Source organism: Colwellia demingiae (assembly GCF_007954275.1).
Taxonomy (GTDB): Bacteria; Pseudomonadota; Gammaproteobacteria; order Enterobacterales; family Alteromonadaceae; genus Colwellia; species Colwellia demingiae.
The window spans coordinates 161310-177941 of the sequence record NZ_VOLT01000001.1 but is presented as its reverse complement, the minus strand read 5'-3'; the positions used below and the strand labels follow the sequence as shown (position 1 = coordinate 177941).

The 16632-nt window shown below is 36.4% G+C and carries 16 protein-coding genes; 10 read left to right on the top strand and 6 right to left on the bottom strand.

Annotation, left to right across the window (positions count from 1 at the left end):
* Positions 1-73: 73 nt before the first annotated feature.
* From ESZ36_RS00790 to ESZ36_RS00775, 4 genes are all read left to right on the top strand, one after another.
* A complete protein-coding gene (locus tag ESZ36_RS00790; RefSeq protein ID WP_146782178.1) occupies positions 74-2077 on the top strand; it encodes a collagenase in 2004 nt (667 codons plus the stop codon).
* A gap of 374 nt (positions 2078-2451) precedes the next feature.
* Positions 2452-2637 (top strand): hypothetical protein, encoded by a 186-nt coding sequence (locus ESZ36_RS00785; protein ID WP_146782176.1) that lies wholly within the window; start codon positions 2452-2454, stop codon positions 2635-2637.
* Between the two features lie 218 nt (positions 2638-2855).
* The gene (locus tag ESZ36_RS00780; RefSeq protein ID WP_211357742.1) at positions 2856-3749 is read left to right on the top strand and encodes a DMT family transporter; all 894 of its coding nucleotides are present in this window, start codon (positions 2856-2858) and stop codon (positions 3747-3749) included.
* Between the two features lie 156 nt (positions 3750-3905).
* Positions 3906-4622 carry a DUF2189 domain-containing protein gene (locus ESZ36_RS00775; RefSeq protein WP_146782173.1) on the top strand — a complete coding sequence of 239 codons (717 nt, stop codon included), beginning with the start codon at positions 3906-3908 and terminating at the stop codon, positions 4620-4622.
* 149 nt (positions 4623-4771) lie between these two features.
* Here ESZ36_RS00775 and ESZ36_RS00770 read toward each other — a convergent pair whose 3' ends face one another.
* Positions 4772-5080 (bottom strand): hypothetical protein, encoded by a 309-nt coding sequence (locus tag ESZ36_RS00770; protein WP_146782171.1) that lies wholly within the window; start codon positions 5078-5080, stop codon positions 4772-4774.
* A gap of 214 nt (positions 5081-5294) precedes the next feature.
* Here ESZ36_RS00770 and ESZ36_RS00765 point away from each other — a divergent pair, with 214 nt between their 5' ends.
* The 3 genes from ESZ36_RS00765 to ESZ36_RS00755 all read left to right on the top strand — a co-directional run bounded on the left by ESZ36_RS00765 (position 5295) and on the right by ESZ36_RS00755 (position 10495).
* Positions 5295-5729, top strand: coding sequence for a CBS domain-containing protein (locus tag ESZ36_RS00765; protein WP_146782168.1), 435 nt, complete (start codon positions 5295-5297; stop codon positions 5727-5729).
* 161 nt (positions 5730-5890) lie between these two features.
* On the top strand, positions 5891-10018 hold the full coding sequence (gene hrpA, locus ESZ36_RS00760; RefSeq protein ID WP_146782165.1) for an ATP-dependent RNA helicase HrpA: 4128 nt from the start codon (positions 5891-5893) through the stop codon (positions 10016-10018).
* Between the two features lie 177 nt (positions 10019-10195).
* Positions 10196-10495, top strand: a complete 300-nt coding sequence (locus ESZ36_RS00755) for a PilZ domain-containing protein (protein WP_146782162.1) — start codon at positions 10196-10198, stop codon at positions 10493-10495.
* 125 nt (positions 10496-10620) lie between these two features.
* On the opposite strand, the gene ESZ36_RS00750 is transcribed toward ESZ36_RS00755, so the two are convergent.
* Entirely contained in the window at positions 10621-11811 is a 1191-nt protein-coding gene (locus ESZ36_RS00750; RefSeq protein WP_146782159.1) for a class I SAM-dependent methyltransferase, read from the bottom strand.
* A 150-nt stretch (positions 11812-11961) separates the two neighbouring features.
* On the opposite strand from ESZ36_RS00750, the gene ESZ36_RS00745 reads away from it, so the two are divergent.
* On the top strand, positions 11962-12231 hold the full coding sequence (locus ESZ36_RS00745) for an acylphosphatase (RefSeq protein ID WP_146782156.1): 270 nt from the start codon (positions 11962-11964) through the stop codon (positions 12229-12231).
* 47 nt (positions 12232-12278) lie between these two features.
* Here ESZ36_RS00745 and ESZ36_RS00740 read toward each other — a convergent pair whose 3' ends face one another.
* The 4 genes from ESZ36_RS00740 to ESZ36_RS00725 all read right to left on the bottom strand — a co-directional run bounded on the left by ESZ36_RS00740 (position 12279) and on the right by ESZ36_RS00725 (position 15087).
* The gene (locus ESZ36_RS00740; RefSeq protein WP_146782153.1) at positions 12279-12488 is read right to left on the bottom strand and encodes a DUF1653 domain-containing protein; all 210 of its coding nucleotides are present in this window, start codon (positions 12486-12488) and stop codon (positions 12279-12281) included.
* A 195-nt stretch (positions 12489-12683) separates the two neighbouring features.
* Positions 12684-13130, bottom strand: a complete 447-nt coding sequence (locus tag ESZ36_RS00735; RefSeq protein WP_146782151.1) for a hypothetical protein — start codon at positions 13128-13130, stop codon at positions 12684-12686.
* A 409-nt stretch (positions 13131-13539) separates the two neighbouring features.
* Complete coding sequence (gene cysK, locus ESZ36_RS00730; RefSeq protein ID WP_146782148.1) at positions 13540-14520, bottom strand: cysteine synthase A; 981 nt, start codon at positions 14518-14520, stop codon at positions 13540-13542.
* A 150-nt stretch (positions 14521-14670) separates the two neighbouring features.
* Positions 14671-15087, bottom strand: coding sequence for an META domain-containing protein (locus ESZ36_RS00725; protein ID WP_146782145.1), 417 nt, complete (start codon positions 15085-15087; stop codon positions 14671-14673).
* 320 nt (positions 15088-15407) lie between these two features.
* On the opposite strand from ESZ36_RS00725, the gene ESZ36_RS00720 reads away from it, so the two are divergent.
* Together ESZ36_RS00720 and ESZ36_RS00715 are read left to right on the top strand one after the other, a co-directional pair.
* Positions 15408-16142 carry a DUF599 domain-containing protein gene (locus tag ESZ36_RS00720; RefSeq protein WP_146782142.1) on the top strand — a complete coding sequence of 245 codons (735 nt, stop codon included), beginning with the start codon at positions 15408-15410 and terminating at the stop codon, positions 16140-16142.
* Entirely contained in the window at positions 16120-16623 is a 504-nt protein-coding gene (locus ESZ36_RS00715) for a DUF2919 family protein (protein WP_146782139.1), read from the top strand. The genes ESZ36_RS00720 and ESZ36_RS00715 overlap by 23 nt, the downstream gene beginning before the upstream one ends.
* Positions 16624-16632 lie beyond the last annotated feature (9 nt).

Here is a 16632-nt window from a genome sequence, read left to right as displayed (position 1 = left end):
AATTAATTACCTAATGTATGTCGGTATATTGTATGCAATAATGCATTTATAATATAACAATAAAGAAAACGCTATGAATAAATTATCAATGTCACTTACGGCACTTGCCATCTGTTCAGTTATTACGGCTTGTAGTCTGAAGGTGGATGCTGATGCTGTTGAATCTAACCTACCTGTCTCAGTGCCCACAGTTAGCCCAATGGTAACTCAATTGTTAGCGACTGATATAGATCAGTTATGGAGCCAAGATTTTGATCATTATCAACAAGGACTACTAAAAGCTGTTGCAGATGGAATATCAATGGAAGCGTTAAAAGGTGACTTAACTAATGATAAATTAAAGAAGCTTACTTTTTATCTTAGAATTTACAGTAGTTTTGGTACAGATAAGGATTGGCCTGAGCAAACCGCAATATCTGTTAATACCGCATTAGTAAATTTATACAATATGCCTGGTTTTTTTGAAGTGAACTCTACTACGGCACGCTTGCATGAAAATTATGCTGTCGCTTTGTATCGTTTATATTTCTTAGCACCTTTACAACCATTTATCGTGGAGCAGGTTAAGCCGTTAAGCCAGTTAATTAACCTTTATGCTTCCGCTGATCTTTCTAACACAACAGCAGTGATACCTAAGAAAGACAAAGCGATAGATTACGCACTGTGGGAAGTATTACGTGCTGGTGCTATTTTACCCTATGAAGCCCGAAGAAAGAATACAGCTCAATTCATGAAAGGCGTACATGGCGAAGGTGAACTTCAACAGGCATTAATTCAATTTATCACCGCTAAAAATAATACGTTAGTCGGTAGCAACTGGCCAAAGCAACACGCTCTTTGGGCATTGGCACAGTATTATAATTTATATTCGAAAGAATACTGGAATGAATATTATGAGCATTCAGTTGAGGATCAAAAACGTTTAGATGATGATAAATTAACCCTCAAGGTTGAAGGTGATATGGATGCCCTGGATAACAGTGTTTGGGAGGCGTTAACCAATAATAGCTCAATGTCAGTAGAGCAAAATAAGACACTTTTTAGTGTGCCTTATGTCGTCAATACTTTTCGTGGGAAGTCTGAATGTGAAGAGGGTACGCTAGCAGAACGTTGTATTTCCCCTTCAATTGAACAAGCATTGCCTATTAACCATGTGTGCTCAAGTAGGATTTATATTTTAACCCAAGCCATGTCTGCAGCACAGTTAAGTGATTCTTGTCAGCAGTTAATCGCTCAAGAAAGTAATTTCCATGAAATTTTAGCGACCAATAACCAGCCGGTTGCCAATGATTTTAATGATAAATTACGGGTTGTTATTTTTGATAATCACGCAGAGTATAATAAATTCGGCCAGTTAATTTTTGATATTAATACCGATAATGGTGGCATGTACATTGAGGGAACGACACAAGATCCTGACAATATTGCGACTTTTTATTCATTTGAACATTTCTGGGTACGACCTGAATTTGCTGTTTGGAACTTAAATCATGAGTTTGTTCATTATTTAGATGGTCGCTTTGTTAAATACGATACCTTTAATCATTTTCCAAGTCATATGGTGTGGTGGTCTGAAGGACTCGCTGAATATGTTGCTAAGGAAGATAATAATCCAAGAACCTTCAGGTTGCTCAATGAAACTATTCCAAAAGATTGGCCGAGTTTAACGGAAATTTTTAATACCGAATATAAAGACGGTACCGACAGAGTATATCGTTGGGGTTATTTAGCTGTGCGTTTTATGAATGAAAAACATCAAGATGAATATAGGAAGATGGCGCACTATTTAAAAACTGACTTCTTTGATGGCTATAAAAAATTAGTAGACGACTCAGGTAAAAAGTATGCAGTAGAGTTCAGTCAATGGTTAGTCGAACATAATGCTAACTATGTGGCGAAAGAACAAGAAAATAATCCACATAAACCACGTCAATTCTATCGTTATACTTATAAAGATTACTTACAGCCAAAGCATTTAACGGAAGATAAGTTACACATGCACTGGCAGTATTGGCATGAAAATGCTTTAAAATCGTTAGATGAAACATTGGCTAAAAAAAATATTGTCACTAAATAAAGTATTGCTGACTTATTAGAGTACCCATTAAGAAGAACGTCTATATCTAAAAACTTAACGTTATACTCAATTTTGCTTAGTGTGAACATTAGGTATAGCGTTTTTCATTCCATTGGGTAAATTACTGGTGAGGATAATCAGACAATGACGACATCACTACTACTTCTCATAACGCTTAAGTTAATTGCATGATTTAACTCCTAACTTGCGAAACCTGTGTTGCAAAATGATAATGTAATTATCAAATTTATATATTTTAAATAAAACATATAAAAATCAATGCTAAATTTATAAAAAATTTTGGCATCCTTGATGCAATGTACCTTATTAGCAACGCAAAGCTGCGGAGCCATTTATTAAGTGAGGGTAGTTATATGTTAAACAATTGCAATATGAGTAATAGACGAATGATCATGTCAGCAGAAATGCTGAATGTTTACCAACAAGGTGCTAATCAAACTAATAAAGATGATGAGCAGGTTAATGAACGAACCAGACAAAATACTGATGATTTATACGAGCATGATGACAACCCTATTTATGAATTGGGGTATAACTAAATAGCACTAAAATTGATTGTTACAGCAAAAAAAGGCTTGGTATTTTTAATAGTTCCACTATGATTAAACTCTATTTTAGTTGTAAACGTTGAGTTATTTACTCTCTGACAATCTCTAACTAAAGTAATAAATAAGCGCAGCTCTCTTTATTTATTACGTTAGTTTGTCGATTACAACTTACCGATTAATCACTTTTTAAAGAGTAGAGTTTAATTATTATGGCGCTCTTTTTATGGATGTCAGGTGCACTGGCTTCATTTTGCATTCTTGCTATTGGTGCACGTGAATTAAGTGGCGAGTTAACTATTGCTCAATCATTATGTATTCGCAGTGCTATTGGCTTGGTATTTCTCTCGGTTGTTTACTTTATTCGGTCTCGAATTCTTAAAGATAAGCAGCTAAAGTCACTAACAAGACAGCCACGAGTTAATGTGTTTAAACTTCATTTGTTCCGCAATGGTTTTCACTTTATTGCTCAATATGGTTGGTTTTTTGGTATCGGCTTACTTCCGCTGGCGGAAGTTTTTGCCTTAGAGTTTACTGTGCCAATATGGACCCTGTTAATTGCTAGCTTTTTTCTCGATGAAAAAGTCACAATGAATAAGTTGATAGCGATATTTCTGGGTACCTTAGGTGTACTTGCCATAGTCCGGCCGGGATACGCTTTAATTGATTATGCATCGATTATTGTTTTGGGCTCAGCTATTTGCTTTGCCATTTCGCATACGACAACAAAGTCCTTGGCAAAAACTGAATCTCCGTTAACCATTTTACTATTTATGTGTCTTGTTCAATTACCTATTGGATTATTTTTATCTTTATCAAATTGGGTTTGGCCACAAGGTGAACAATGGCTTTGGCTTACTGTAATTGGGTTGAGTGCGTTGTCGGCACATTATTGTTTAGCAAACGCAATGAAATATGCTGAAATAACTACCATTATTACCCTCGATTTTTTCAGATTACCTCTAATTGCGATGGTAGGCGTATTTTTTTATAACGAAGCGTTTGAGCTTCCTTTACTTATCGGTGGTGCTTTAATGTTAATTGGTAACCTCGTTGGCGTGCGAGATTTAACAGCGAAAAGTATTAAGGTAAAGCATAATACTTAGTGCAACCTTTCACCTAAATAGGCTTTTTAAGCTCTTCATAATGAAAGAAAAAGAGCAGGATTGCTTTTGTCTTATTTTACATCAATATCTAGAGTTGTTAGTTAGGCTAATATCATAATTAAATTATATTAATTATATGAGTTATTGGTGGATATTGTGTCAGAGTCTTCGAGCGTATCGCGTTTATCAGGTGAAAAAATCATCAGTTACGGTTTGGTGTTTTTCGCAAGTTTAGTGATCTTTTTTATCTCGCAAATTATTCAGTTTTACCTCGGCACGTATGAACTTACTACCATGTACATATCTTTTTGTGCAGGTTTTATTTTATTCATTCCTTTAGTGAGCCTTGTTTTACATCCACTATTACTAAATAAAGAGGGTAAAAGTGATACCTTTCACTTTAGAACATTGTTCGCAAATATCGGCTTAGTGTGCGTGGTACAGTTTTTATGTTTTCTTATTTGGATGACTGATGCCATTGCTCTGTATAGTTTATATGTAGATCAAAATTCATTCCTTTCGAAAGTCTTCGATATACAAACACAAGCGCGGGGGGATATGACTTTTGAATTTTATGCTTTTAACTTTGTGCTTGCCTGGCTATTTTCGCTGTTGTCTATGATTGTCGGAGTACTACCCTGTTTGATTGCTCGCTTAGACAATCGTGGCGTAGTCGGGGATTTTGTTGCTTCTTTCGCCTTTGCTAAAGCGCATAAAGGCTTGATGTGTTTATATGCCTTGATAATTGCTAGCTCAGTGCTGTTAACTTTGTTATATGCAAAGTATCTTTTCTTAGTATTGTTCCCCAGCAGTTTAGTTTGGGTTTTTATTCAGTTAAATAAAAAATACATACTGTCGTCAGTATCAAAATAAACACCACAAGAATTAGGTTAACTGGCAGGAAAAAACAAATAGCCATGTTATGCAGAAATGACCCAGATGATAAAAGGGTCATTTAGTGGATATAACGGATTCATCTTGTATTGTTTAAATACAGATTTTCTCACCTAGGTAAATGGCTGTTATTTTTCGTTTTTATTTCTAAAATCGAAGGCTTTCTCACAAGCAGGTAACTCATAAAACAGTGGTGCGCCATTTATTCTGTTACCGTTATATGCCTTTGCTTCACTCAAACAAACAGTTTCATCTTTTTTAAATTTTTGAACACATTCCTGATAAATTTCTTTTCTTCTAGGCTCGAGCGCAATTTGTCTTGCGTCTTCGCAAGCTTGATCTAATTTTACTTGTTCACCTTTATGGGCAAAGGCAGTCGTGCCTATGCTGTAGACGACAATGACTAGTATAAAAGGCCGAAATAAGTTGCTTGGCATATTGAATTCCTTGTGATAATTCTTATCGTTGGATGATTGTTGTTCAATAAGGTCCTTAAGTCTACTATTAAAATTTAAACAATATCTTAATATAGTTTTAATAAAGAGAAGCAAAAATTGGTTTTTTTGCAAAGGCTTATCTACAGTTATTAATAGTGCAACCGAGGTTTTTATAACAATGAAAAACTAAATAAAGATTTAGTTAAGGGTTAAAATGGAATCATTAAAAATAAAAGAATATATGAATCACTACCCAGTAACTTTTACCGAGACTATGTCTGTAGAAGAGGCCACATTACGCTTCTTAAAAACGAAGCAAATTGGCGGACCAGTAGTTGATCAAAACTATAAGGTACTTGGCTTTATTTCAGAAGGGGATGTTTTAGAGAAAATGTTAGAAACCATCTATTTCAATGAAAACGTTGCAATTATTAAAGATATTATGAGCAAAAATATACTTTCAGTGAAACCTTATGACAGTATTATTGAGCTAGGGCAAACCATGCGAAAGGATAAACCTAAAGTTTACCCTGTGATTGATGACGATGGTAATCTACTCGGTACTATCTCTCGTAATGAAGTTTTACAAGCTTGTTATAAACACGGTAAGGCAAGGACCTCTATTGAGAAGGAACATGCATCGGTGTAATAAATAGTGCTTAACGGATGTATCAACCGTTATATTATTTTTTAAAGGAGCTGTGAAGCTCCTTTTGTGTATTTAACGGGCTATTTATAATGCGTTACTCGCTGCCATTTATAGTGTATTACTGTTAAAATATTTCTTTTGATTTTCTATCCGAGTTTGTTTTGTCTGTTTTGATTGAGTCTGCTATTACTTCATTTTCCCATTTACAAAAACTTTTTGAATTATTGCCGCAAGCAAAAAAAAGCGATGCGGTACGCTTTAGAAAAAGGTTAATAAACCTTAAAAAAACGATTACTAAAGAGGTTGGACAAAAATCACCGACTGAATTGGCGATGCTGTCATTATCAGAAAAGCAAATTAAGCTGGTTGAGCCATTACAGCAAAATATTCTCAAATCAATTCAAGATAAACAGCAAAAAATTAGAAGCTTACCCAAGATAACTTATCCTGAAGGTTTACCTATTTCAGAGAATGCTGCGCAGATTTCAGCGGCTATTGATGCTAATCAAGTGGTTATCATTGCAGGTGAGACAGGGTCAGGAAAAACCACACAAATCCCCAAAATTTGTCTTGAACTTGGTCGTGGTGTGGATGGTCTGATTGGTCATACTCAACCTAGACGTATTGCCGCTAGAACAGTAGCTAATCGTATTGCAGAAGAATTAGGCACCAAGTTAGGTGAGCAAGTTGGCTATAAGGTTCGTTTTAATGACCAAGTCAGCGAGCATAGTTATATCAAATTGATGACTGACGGTATTTTGCTGGCGGAAATGCAAAGGGATAGGTTACTACTTAAATACGATACAATTATTATCGATGAAGCCCATGAGCGTAGTTTAAATATCGATTTTATTTTGGGCTATTTAAAGCAAATACTGGTAAAACGACCTGATCTTAAGTTAATTATTACCTCAGCGACAATTGACCCACAACGTTTTGCGAAACACTTTTCTAGTAAAAATGGTGAGCCAGCACCTATTATTGAAGTATCAGGTAGAACATTCCCTGTTGAAATGCGCTATCGACCTTTAAACGATCGTGCAGTGAATGATGATGACGACCAATCACCGCAAGAGGTTGATATTATCAGTGGTATTTTGTCGGCGGTTGATGAACTAAGTGATTGTGGTAATGGTGACATTCTGGTTTTCCTCAATGGTGAACGGGAAATACGCGATACTGCTGCTGCGCTAGTCAAAGCTAATTTACGACATACTAATATTTTACCTCTGTATGCTCGTTTAACGGTTAGTGAGCAGAATCAAATATTTAAACCCCATAGTGGGCGAAATATTGTATTGGCAACCAACGTTGCTGAAACGAGTTTAACAGTACCTGGTATCAAGTATGTAATTGACCCGGGTACGGCACGTATTTCACGTTACAGTTATCGAACCAAAGTACAGCGTTTACCTATTGAAGCTGTTTCGCAAGCAAGCGCTAATCAACGCTCTGGTCGTTGTGGGCGTGTTTCAGAAGGTATCTGTATTCGTTTATATTCTGAGGATGATTATAAAAGTCGTGCTGAATTTACAGATCCTGAAATTTTACGTACTAATTTAGCCACTGTTATTTTGCAAATGCATGCGCTGGATTTAGGTGATATTGCTAATTTCCCGTTTGTTGAAGCACCTGATAATCGAAATATCACCGATGGTGTTCGTTTGTTGGAAGAAATAGCAGCCGTTGAAAGCTTAGACAACCCTGATAAAGACGCTAAAGGTAAAACTTCGTCAACGGCAACACAGTTGACGAAATCAGGACGTCTATTAGCAAAGTTCCCTATAGACCCGCGTTTAGCCAAAATGGTCATCTCTGCTATAGAGTTTGGTTGCATTGAACAAATACTGATTATTGTTAGCGCCTTAAGTATTCAAGATCCACGTGAAAGGCCACATGAGAAACAACAACTTAGTGATGAAAAGCATAATCGATTTAAAAATAAGTCCTCTGACTTCATAAGCTTACTTAACCTTTGGCAGTATATTAACAATCAGAAAAAAGACTTAACGCAAAATCAATTCAGGAAGCTATGTCAGCGCGAGTTTCTTTCTTATGTCCGTTTACGTGAATGGCAAGATATCTTCAGTCAATTGAAGCTGACGTTAAAAGAACAGCAAATACCGTTAACGTCGATTGATTATCAGTTTTCTATGCCAAGTGCTCAGCAAGGTCAAGAAGCAGGCTCAGCAGTAGATAAGGAAAAAGAAAACGAGCAAGATTCCGCGCTAATTCCCGTGCATCAAGCATTGTTGTCAGGTTTGCTTAGTCACATCGGTCAACAGGATGAAAACCGTGAATATAAGGGAGCGCGGGGCATGAAGTTCTTTATCTTCCCAGGCTCAGCGTTAACTAAAAAATCACCCAAATGGTTAATGTCTGCTGAGCTAGTAGAAACTAGTCGATTGTTTGCTCGTATGAATGCCAAGATTGACCCTTTGTGGCTTGAACCGCTTGCACAGCATTTGGTTAAGCGAAATTACAGCGAACCGCATTGGGAGAAAAAACAAGGTGCTGTAATGGCCTTTGAGCAAGTAACTTTATACGGTCTCAGTATTGTCAGTAAACGTAAGATCAATTTTAATAATATTGAACCTGTCACTTGCCGAGAAATATTTATTCGCGAAGCACTGGTCAATGGTGATTGCCTAATTAAAGAGAAATTTTTAAGCAAAAACCAGCAATTGGTAGAAAGCATTGAAGAGCTTGAGCAAAAAGCGCGTCGTAGAGATTTTTTAATCGATGAACAGCACTTAGTTGATTTTTATAGTGATAAACTTCCTGAGACGGTTAACTGTCAACGTAGCTTTCTCGCTTGGTGGAAAAAAGCGAAGCGAGAGAATGAGCAGTTATTAGATTTTAGTAAAGCCTTTTTGTTGAATGAATCTTCGGATGAATTAAGTGCTATTGAGTACCCTGATTTTTGGCAACAAGATAGTATTACCTTACCGCTGACATATCATTTCAGTCCTGGTGATATTGATGATGGTATTAGCGTTATATTGCCTATTGCCTTATTAAATCAAGTGCAAGAGGTTGGTTTTGATTGGCTAATTCCTGCATTACGAGATGAGCTTGCTATTGCATTAATTAAAGCCTTGCCTAAAACATTAAGGCGTAACTTTGTTCCAGCACCTAACTATGCGCAAGCTTGTTTAGCGGCTATGCCTGCAGAGCAGGGACATTTACAAGATGCGCTAGCAAAGCAATTATTACGAATGACAGGGGTACGGTTACCCGAAGGTGCTTGGCAAGATATTACTTTACCAATTCACTTAACTATGAATTTTCAAGTTGTAGATGACAAAGGCAAGTTAATAAAGCAAGGCAGAGACCTCAACGAACTTAAAGCTGAACTGCAAGGTAAAGTAAAAGCATCAATTAAGCAGGTAGCAGAAAAAGGTATTGAGCAAGCTGATTTAACTCAGTGGAATTTTGGTAAACTTCCTAAAGGTTATGAAAAGAAAGTTGCCAATATAACTATTAAGGCATTCCCTGCATTAGTCGATCATAAAAACAGTGTTGCTATTGAGCTTTTTGAGCAAGAGCAACATGCCCAAGAAGCTATGTTGAAAGGGATTAGCCGACTTATTTTATTGAATATCCCAACACCATTAAAATATTTGCAGGAAAAACTGCCGAATAAAGACAAATTAGGTTTGTATTTTAATCCTTTTGGTTCAATCAATGAGCTATTACAAGATTGTATTCAAGGCGCTTGTTTGTCTTTAGTTCAACAATTTTCTCAACATCAAAATGATGGGCTACTTCCCCGAGAAGAAAAGCAATTTGCGCAGTGTTGTGATTATGTTAGGGCTGAAATAGCTGATTGTGTGTTAGCGGCAGCCATTAAAGTTGAGCGTGCGTTAACGTTACGTCATGAAGTCACTAAAAAAATGAAAGGTAGTGTGCCTTTAAATGTTATCCAATCTCATGGTGATATTAAGCAACAATGCGAGCAGTTAGTGTTCAAAGGATTTGTAACCTACTCAGGCTTAAGTAAGCTTGATGATATTATTCGGTATTTACAAGGCATGTTACGCCGTTTAGAAAAACTACCAAGTGATCCTAACCAAGATAGGTTAAAGCTTATTGAGGTGTCTAAAGTTAACGAGTTGTACCAAGTGATTATGAGTAAGCAACGAAAAGATAAACCAGTAGATAATGAGTTACTCGCTACACGATGGTTGATTGAAGAGCTAAGGATTTCATTGTTCGCACAAAACCTAGGTACCTCAGCGCCAATATCGGTTAAGCGTATTTTAAATTATTTAAAAGGTTTTTCTTAACTGAGCGTATACTGAGGTAAGGAGTTAGATTTTAGATGACTAATAAAGCTAACATTCAGCTTATTAGTCAGGTGATTAATTTGAGCAAGTTATTACTTCTTTTTGACTGCTAGTTGACAGGTCAGCCATTGCTCAGTATAAATAAAAGAGTTAAAAATAGTCTGCTTGGGAGAGCTCATGAAAGATTTTGATGATAAGCGCGATTTTTACCGCATGATGTTGAATAGTGAGGTTGTTGTTACTGTGATAGATGACGAAGTAAATAGTCAACTATCTGCGACTTGTCGAGATTTAAGTGCGACAGGAATGGCGTTTGAAATTGAACATCCATTAGCAATATCGACCCATGTAAAAGTGAGAGTTGATTCTGCCAGCAGTCAAATACAAGCGCTTGATATTCGTGGCCGAGTAGTTCGTATTGAAGAAGAGAGTAAGAATTGCTATCTCATTGGTATAACCATTGAAGAAATAGATTAGCATAAAGTTTTTATATATAAAAAAAGCCAGATTCAATTCTGGCTTTTTAGTGTTTGGCATATGATTTTAGGATTTTATTTTCTGTCAGATAAAGCCCTTAACCCTATTGGCATAATTCAGCTTAATTATTCTACTTGGCAAACTAAACCTTTCAAATAATACCCTTCAGGATAATTAGAAGAAATAGGGTGATCTGCAGCTTGTTGTAAACGTTCAACGAAGTAAGCTTTTCTTTTTGCATCTAAAGCGGCATCAGCAACAACTTTTTGAAATAAACTTGCTTCCATCAACCCAGAGCAAGAAAATGTCAATAATAAACCACCAGGGTTTAATAACTGCATAGCTATCATGTTGATGTCTTTATAACCTCGACAGGCTCCGGTTAATTGCGCTTTTGACTCAACAAATTTAGGTGGGTCAAGAATGATCATATCAAAGGTGCGTTTTTCTTCACGGTATCTTCGCAATAATTTAAAGACATCTTCTTTAACGAAAGATACATTAGCATCCGATAGGCCGTTTAAAGCAAGGTTACGTTCACCCATATCAAGAGCATCTTGTGATACATCTACATTAATCACTTCTTTGGCATTATTTGCCGCACAGTGTAATGCGAATGTACTGGTATAAGAAAAACAATTTAAAACTGTTTTGTCTTTGGCAAATTTACCTGCAGCAAGTCTCGAGTCACGTTGGTCTAAGTAAAATCCTGTTTTATGACCCGTTGCGATATCAACATGGATTTTGATCCCGTGTTCTTCAATGATACATTCAGTTGAGTCTTGCGGCTCGGTTAACCAACCCGTTACCGGCTCTAAACCTTCTTTTTTACGTACATCAACATCAGAACGCTCATAAATATGACAACCCGGGTAAAGCTCGGTTAAGCAGTTAACAATGGTATATCGATGGAAATCTGCGCCGGCGCTAAGTAACTGACATACGACAAAATTATCATATATATCAATAGTAACGCCCGGTAAACCATCTGATTCACCCGCGATTAAGCGATAGCCAGTTAATTTTCCCTGCTCAATAAACCAATCACGTCTTGCTTGAGCACTTTGTAATTTAGCAAAGAAAAAATCACGATCAATTTCTTCATGCTCGTCAAAGCTCCACACTCTAATTCTTATTTGAGATTCAGGTGAATAAGCACCTTTAGCTAACCAATTACCTTTACTATCGAATACATCAACAGTATCCCCAAGCATAGGGTTACCTTTGATTTTGTTCACTGCTTTCGAAAAAATCCATGGGTGTTTACGTAATAAAGATTTTTCACGACCAACATTTAAAGAAATTCTTGCTGACATAGGTCTATACTTACTTTTAATGAATAAATAACGTCGTAAAAAACAATATCATTTATTCTGTGAAAGAGAAATTTGTGCCGATTTTAGTCAATGACAGGCTTAGGTGCAAACTTTACTGATAATAATACTAATTTAAGAAGAGAAACATGTATGAATGTTAGCTATATTGCGCATATTTCAGGTAGGGTACAAGGGGTTTACTTTAGAGCCTCGTCTCAGCAACAAGCTATTGAATATTGTTTAAGTGGTTATGCGCGTAATCTAGCCGATGGTGATGTTGAAGTATTACTGTGTGGTGAAGAAGATAATATTGAAAAAATGCTGCTGTGGTTGGCCCACGGACCAGAACAAGCACAGGTAACAGAGATTCAACACGAGAAAGTACCTTGGCAAGAGCATCATTTTTTCTCTATAGGCTAAAGCTATTACTCAAGGTTTTTATCTTTTTATATACAAAGACTAACGCGTTATGGCTTTACAAAGCTAAAGCGTTTTAGTGTTTTACCCTCTTGTTCGATAATCTCATCGAACATGGCTAAAGGACGTAGCCAAATATCTTCTTTATTATCTGCAGGGTGATATACCACCATATATTCTTCAGTTTCGCTATGTCTAGCAATATGAAGTACTTGGTAGTAACTACCTTTAAAGTGTTGGTAAGTGCCTATTTTTAACATTAATTTATCTTATTAGTTATACCAGTCCGCATAACTATTTGATCAATCTTGCTGGTTAAAACTGACGATAACTGCGTTGTTTTCAATCCCAATAGCCAGCTATTGCTCAATCAAACATCTTGTTCACATCAATTTTCCCTACGCAATTTTAGATCATGTAATTAACTGGAATGGTATTAGTTAGAATGGAGAAGTTTAAAAGGGGTCTTTTAATACTTTATCAATAAACCACTTACCGTCACGCTGGATAATAGCCAAGCGTTTAACGTCCTTCATACGATTGTTTTGGTAATAGCCATCAAAATAGATGGTGATATTCGCACTGCCTTTGAATTGCTCACGTACTTTAACTCCGGCACTGTCTGGCTTTATTTCAACTTTGTCGTAGGACATATTAAATAAGTGACGAGCTACTGCTCCAGGCGAACGGTAATGAAGAATAAGACGTGCTAATTGAGGATTACAAACAGAGGCCGCTTTTTCAACGTTCTTTTCATTATAAAGGGCGTCAAAGAAGGCTATAGCAACTAGCTCTGGATTATCAACCGTGGTTATTTTCTTCGAATTATCTTCACCGCACGCTGTTAATAAAGTGATAGAACATAATAACAGTGCTAAAAGACTGTTTTTTAAATAAGGCATGCAAGTAAGTCAAAAAAGGTGGGGTTATTATTCAATAATAGCGTAATTACTTTGTTAAAGTGAAGCTAAATATTAGCGCTAATTTCTAAAAAATAAAAGGCACCTAGGTGCCTTTTATAAAATAGAAGTATAAATTTATGTCAGTAATACCAAATGAAATAATGAATGAGTCAATTCAGAGCTGTGTCAGGGAAGTTAGAACAAGCAAAATTTGTGCGTATATAGTCGTTCTATATCAAAAAAATTTGTGACGTATCACTTTCCTGACAAGCTCCCAAGGGCGAGTTTAAAGGTTTATATGAAGCGTTATTGATTTTGATAAGGCAATAACCATTATCTTCAATCAAAGCCTTGCATCTAAACCTTTTAATTCTCGCTGAATGATCTATTCATTACTTCAATTGGTATGTTACTGAACAAGTTCTTTATCGCTAAAGGTTTCAGTAAAAAGTGCACTTGATAAGTAACGTTCAGCTGAACTTGGTAAAATCACTACGATATTTTTACCTTTGTTTTCAGGACGTTCCGCAAGGCGTTTTGCTGCAACAACAGCTGCTCCAGATGAGATACCAGCAAGAATACCTTCTTCTTTCATCAAACGGTGCGCCATAGCAAAAGCATCTTCATTTGAAACCAGTTCAACTGCATCGACCATATCAAGATCTAAATTGCCAGGAATAAAACCAGCACCTATACCTTGAATTTTATGAGGGCCAGGTGTTAATTCTTCACCAGCAAGTGCTTGAGTAATCACTGGAGAGTCTGTAGGTTCCACTGCTACTGTTGTAACTGCTTTACCTTTGGTTAACTTGAGGTAGCGACTTGTACCGGTAAGAGTACCACCCGTTCCAACACCGGCAACAAAAATATCAACATTACCATCGGTATCATTCCAGATTTCTGGGCCAGTAGTTTCTTCATGAATTTTTGGGTTGGCAGGGTTATCAAATTGCCCTAATAATACATATTTTTCTGGATCTGAATCTTTAAGCTCTTGCGCTTTAGCAATAGCACCGCCCATGCCTTTAGCACCATCGGTAAGTTCAACCTTAGCGCCTAAAGCAGATAATAATTTACGACGCTCTAAGCTCATAGTGCTAGGCATAGTCAAGGTGATGCCGTAGCCACGTGCTGCAGCAACAAATGCTAATGCGATACCTGTATTACCACTTGTTGGTTCTACAATTTCTTTTCCAGGGCTTAATAACCCTTTTTCTTCAGCATCCCAAACCATGCTAGCGCCGATACGACACTTAACGCTGAAGCTTGGATTTCTTGCTTCAATTTTGGCATAAACATTAACGCCATTTTCAGCATCAATCACGCGGTTTAATTTAACTAAAGGTGTATTACCTATAGCAGTAGTGTTGTCTTCGAAGATTTTAGACATAATGATTCCTGTGAATTAGTTACTTTAATAGCTTAATGGTAGCTAGTTGTTATGAAAAAAGAAGTGATATTTTGTTATAACTTATATTGCTATATAGCAAAAAGGTATAGAAAGCTCATTTTCTGATATTACACAAAGGCAGCATTAGTGCTAGGTTCTTTTTGCTTTTAATTGTAACGAACCTTGCTGGTCGAACAATGATAACTCCCCATTATGGAGTTGAAAGCGTTTCACTTTACTAAGCGACTGTAACAAAATAGCTTCTTGAGTCATTAAAGAAGGTGAACACATCTTTCGAGTGGTTGCTATTGGGGCAATTTTCAACGTGTTATTTTGTGAGCTATAGCTGGTTGAAATACCATTACATGATGCAGAGCCTGTTAGTTTATTATCTTCAGTAAATACTAATTGAGCCTTACTGTTGGTAATAACCGGTTTACCTTGAATCGAACTAACAACCCAGCTCCCAGGTAATTTCTCTGGAGATGGCAGAGCAGAAGAACTATTACAAGCAGTTAGTGTTGTTGATATAGCGACTAGTAGTACTAGTCGTTTGATATATTTCATAGAAATTCCTGTATTGCGCTATGATTCTTAAAATATCAAAACGCGTAGATTATTATATCCCCGCTCCACTTGATTATGAATCGCTGAGACTTCCTGAAACGAGCATATTCAAGTAGAACGGGTATAGTGCCAGTGTTATTCAATTACATATAAAACTCAAGTGAGTAGTTAGTTATGCACTGAGATGAATTATTCTGAGCTGAGAGGCTAAGAGTATTAAAAAATACATTTTACGAATCAAATGAAGTTGTTGGTCAATAAAAATTGTTGGCGTATAATCTTATTTTTTGTTATCCCCGCTACCTATTAAGGAATAGACTTTGCCTTTCTCTCTAATCGATATTTTAGCTTTATCTGTTTTTATTGTCACTTGGTATGGCTATACCGTATTTGCACGAAGAAAAGCGAAAACAACGGATTGTATTGCACGCTCATTACATCAGCATAGAATCCATTGGATGTATGAGGTTATCTCACGTGAAGTGAGGGTCTCAGAAGCAGCTTTATTAGCCAACTTAGAACGTAATATTGCTTTTTTTGCTTCTAGCACCTTGTTAATCCTTGCCGGTATTTTTACTTTGTTTGCCAAAGTGGGAACGTTAGAGATAGTTATTTCTTCATTACCTTTTGCGGCAGAGGTAAATCACTTAGCAATACAACTAAAACTCAGCTTATTAGCCTTTATTTTTGTACTCTCTTTTTTCCAATTTACCTGGTCGATGCGCCAATACGGATTTTTGAATGTAATGATAGGTGCCACGCCTTTTGATCTTTCGGGTAAAAATGAGAATTTAACCGCTTATGCAAAACAAATGGCCATTGTTCAAGACCAAGCGGCTCACTCTTATAATTACGGATTAAGGTCTTATTACTTTGCATTAGCTGCTATGTGTTGGTTTTTCCATCCATTTTTACTGATATTTATGAGCTTATGGGTTGTTTATACTTTATATACTCGGGAGTTTAATTCTAAAGCCGTTAAAGCTATCACTGCCGCTCAGAGTTTGTTACATCAAGAACGTCAGTTAAAAAATGAGAAAACACCAAGTGCCTAAAAAATATCAAGAGTATTCCATTGAAGACTTTGATAAATATGATTGCTTAAAGTTATCAAAGCGTTTTTATTTGGTATTGCTATTTGTCTTACGTGGTTATCTAGTGTGGCTTATGTCTGTAACAAATATGAAAGATAGAGTGTCAACCATGCAATGGATATACCCTGAAACAAGCTTGTTTTTTCTTAGCTTAGTATCAGGCATTATTGGTTTATGTGTTGTTGTTATTATCAGTTTACGTCGACCAAATGCGCCTAATTGGGTAAAAGTAATTTGGCCTTATTGTCGAGCAATGTTGGTGATGGCACTCATTTTTGATTTGAGCATTAACCTCATTGGTTTTTTCTACTGGCAATTAACTTCAATGGTATGGTTAGTTTACCAAGGACTTATTGTATTTATATTAATTGGGTTATGTTTTACCAGTAAACGTATGCAGATTAACTTGGTCGAATTTCCTCAAATGTTACCTGAAAAATGATACTCAATA

Coding starts and splice junctions, on each gene's coding strand:
- ESZ36_RS00715 (WP_146782139.1), top strand. CDS start 16,120: ATGAGAAAACACCAAGTGCCTAAAAAATATCAAGAGTATTCCATTGAA.
- ESZ36_RS00725 (WP_146782145.1), bottom strand. CDS start 15,087: ATGAAATATATCAAACGACTAGTACTACTAGTCGCTATATCAACAACA.
- ESZ36_RS00765 (WP_146782168.1), top strand. CDS start 5,295: ATGGAATCATTAAAAATAAAAGAATATATGAATCACTACCCAGTAACT.
- ESZ36_RS00790 (WP_146782178.1), top strand. CDS start 74: ATGAATAAATTATCAATGTCACTTACGGCACTTGCCATCTGTTCAGTT.
- ESZ36_RS00770 (WP_146782171.1), bottom strand. CDS start 5,080: ATGCCAAGCAACTTATTTCGGCCTTTTATACTAGTCATTGTCGTCTAC.
- cysK (WP_146782148.1), bottom strand. CDS start 14,520: ATGTCTAAAATCTTCGAAGACAACACTACTGCTATAGGTAATACACCT.
- ESZ36_RS00755 (WP_146782162.1), top strand. CDS start 10,196: ATGAAAGATTTTGATGATAAGCGCGATTTTTACCGCATGATGTTGAAT.
- ESZ36_RS00745 (WP_146782156.1), top strand. CDS start 11,962: ATGAATGTTAGCTATATTGCGCATATTTCAGGTAGGGTACAAGGGGTT.
- ESZ36_RS00780 (WP_211357742.1), top strand. CDS start 2,856: ATGGCGCTCTTTTTATGGATGTCAGGTGCACTGGCTTCATTTTGCATT.
- ESZ36_RS00750 (WP_146782159.1), bottom strand. CDS start 11,811: ATGTCAGCAAGAATTTCTTTAAATGTTGGTCGTGAAAAATCTTTATTA.
- ESZ36_RS00740 (WP_146782153.1), bottom strand. CDS start 12,488: ATGTTAAAAATAGGCACTTACCAACACTTTAAAGGTAGTTACTACCAA.
- ESZ36_RS00735 (WP_146782151.1), bottom strand. CDS start 13,130: ATGCCTTATTTAAAAAACAGTCTTTTAGCACTGTTATTATGTTCTATC.
- ESZ36_RS00785 (WP_146782176.1), top strand. CDS start 2,452: ATGTTAAACAATTGCAATATGAGTAATAGACGAATGATCATGTCAGCA.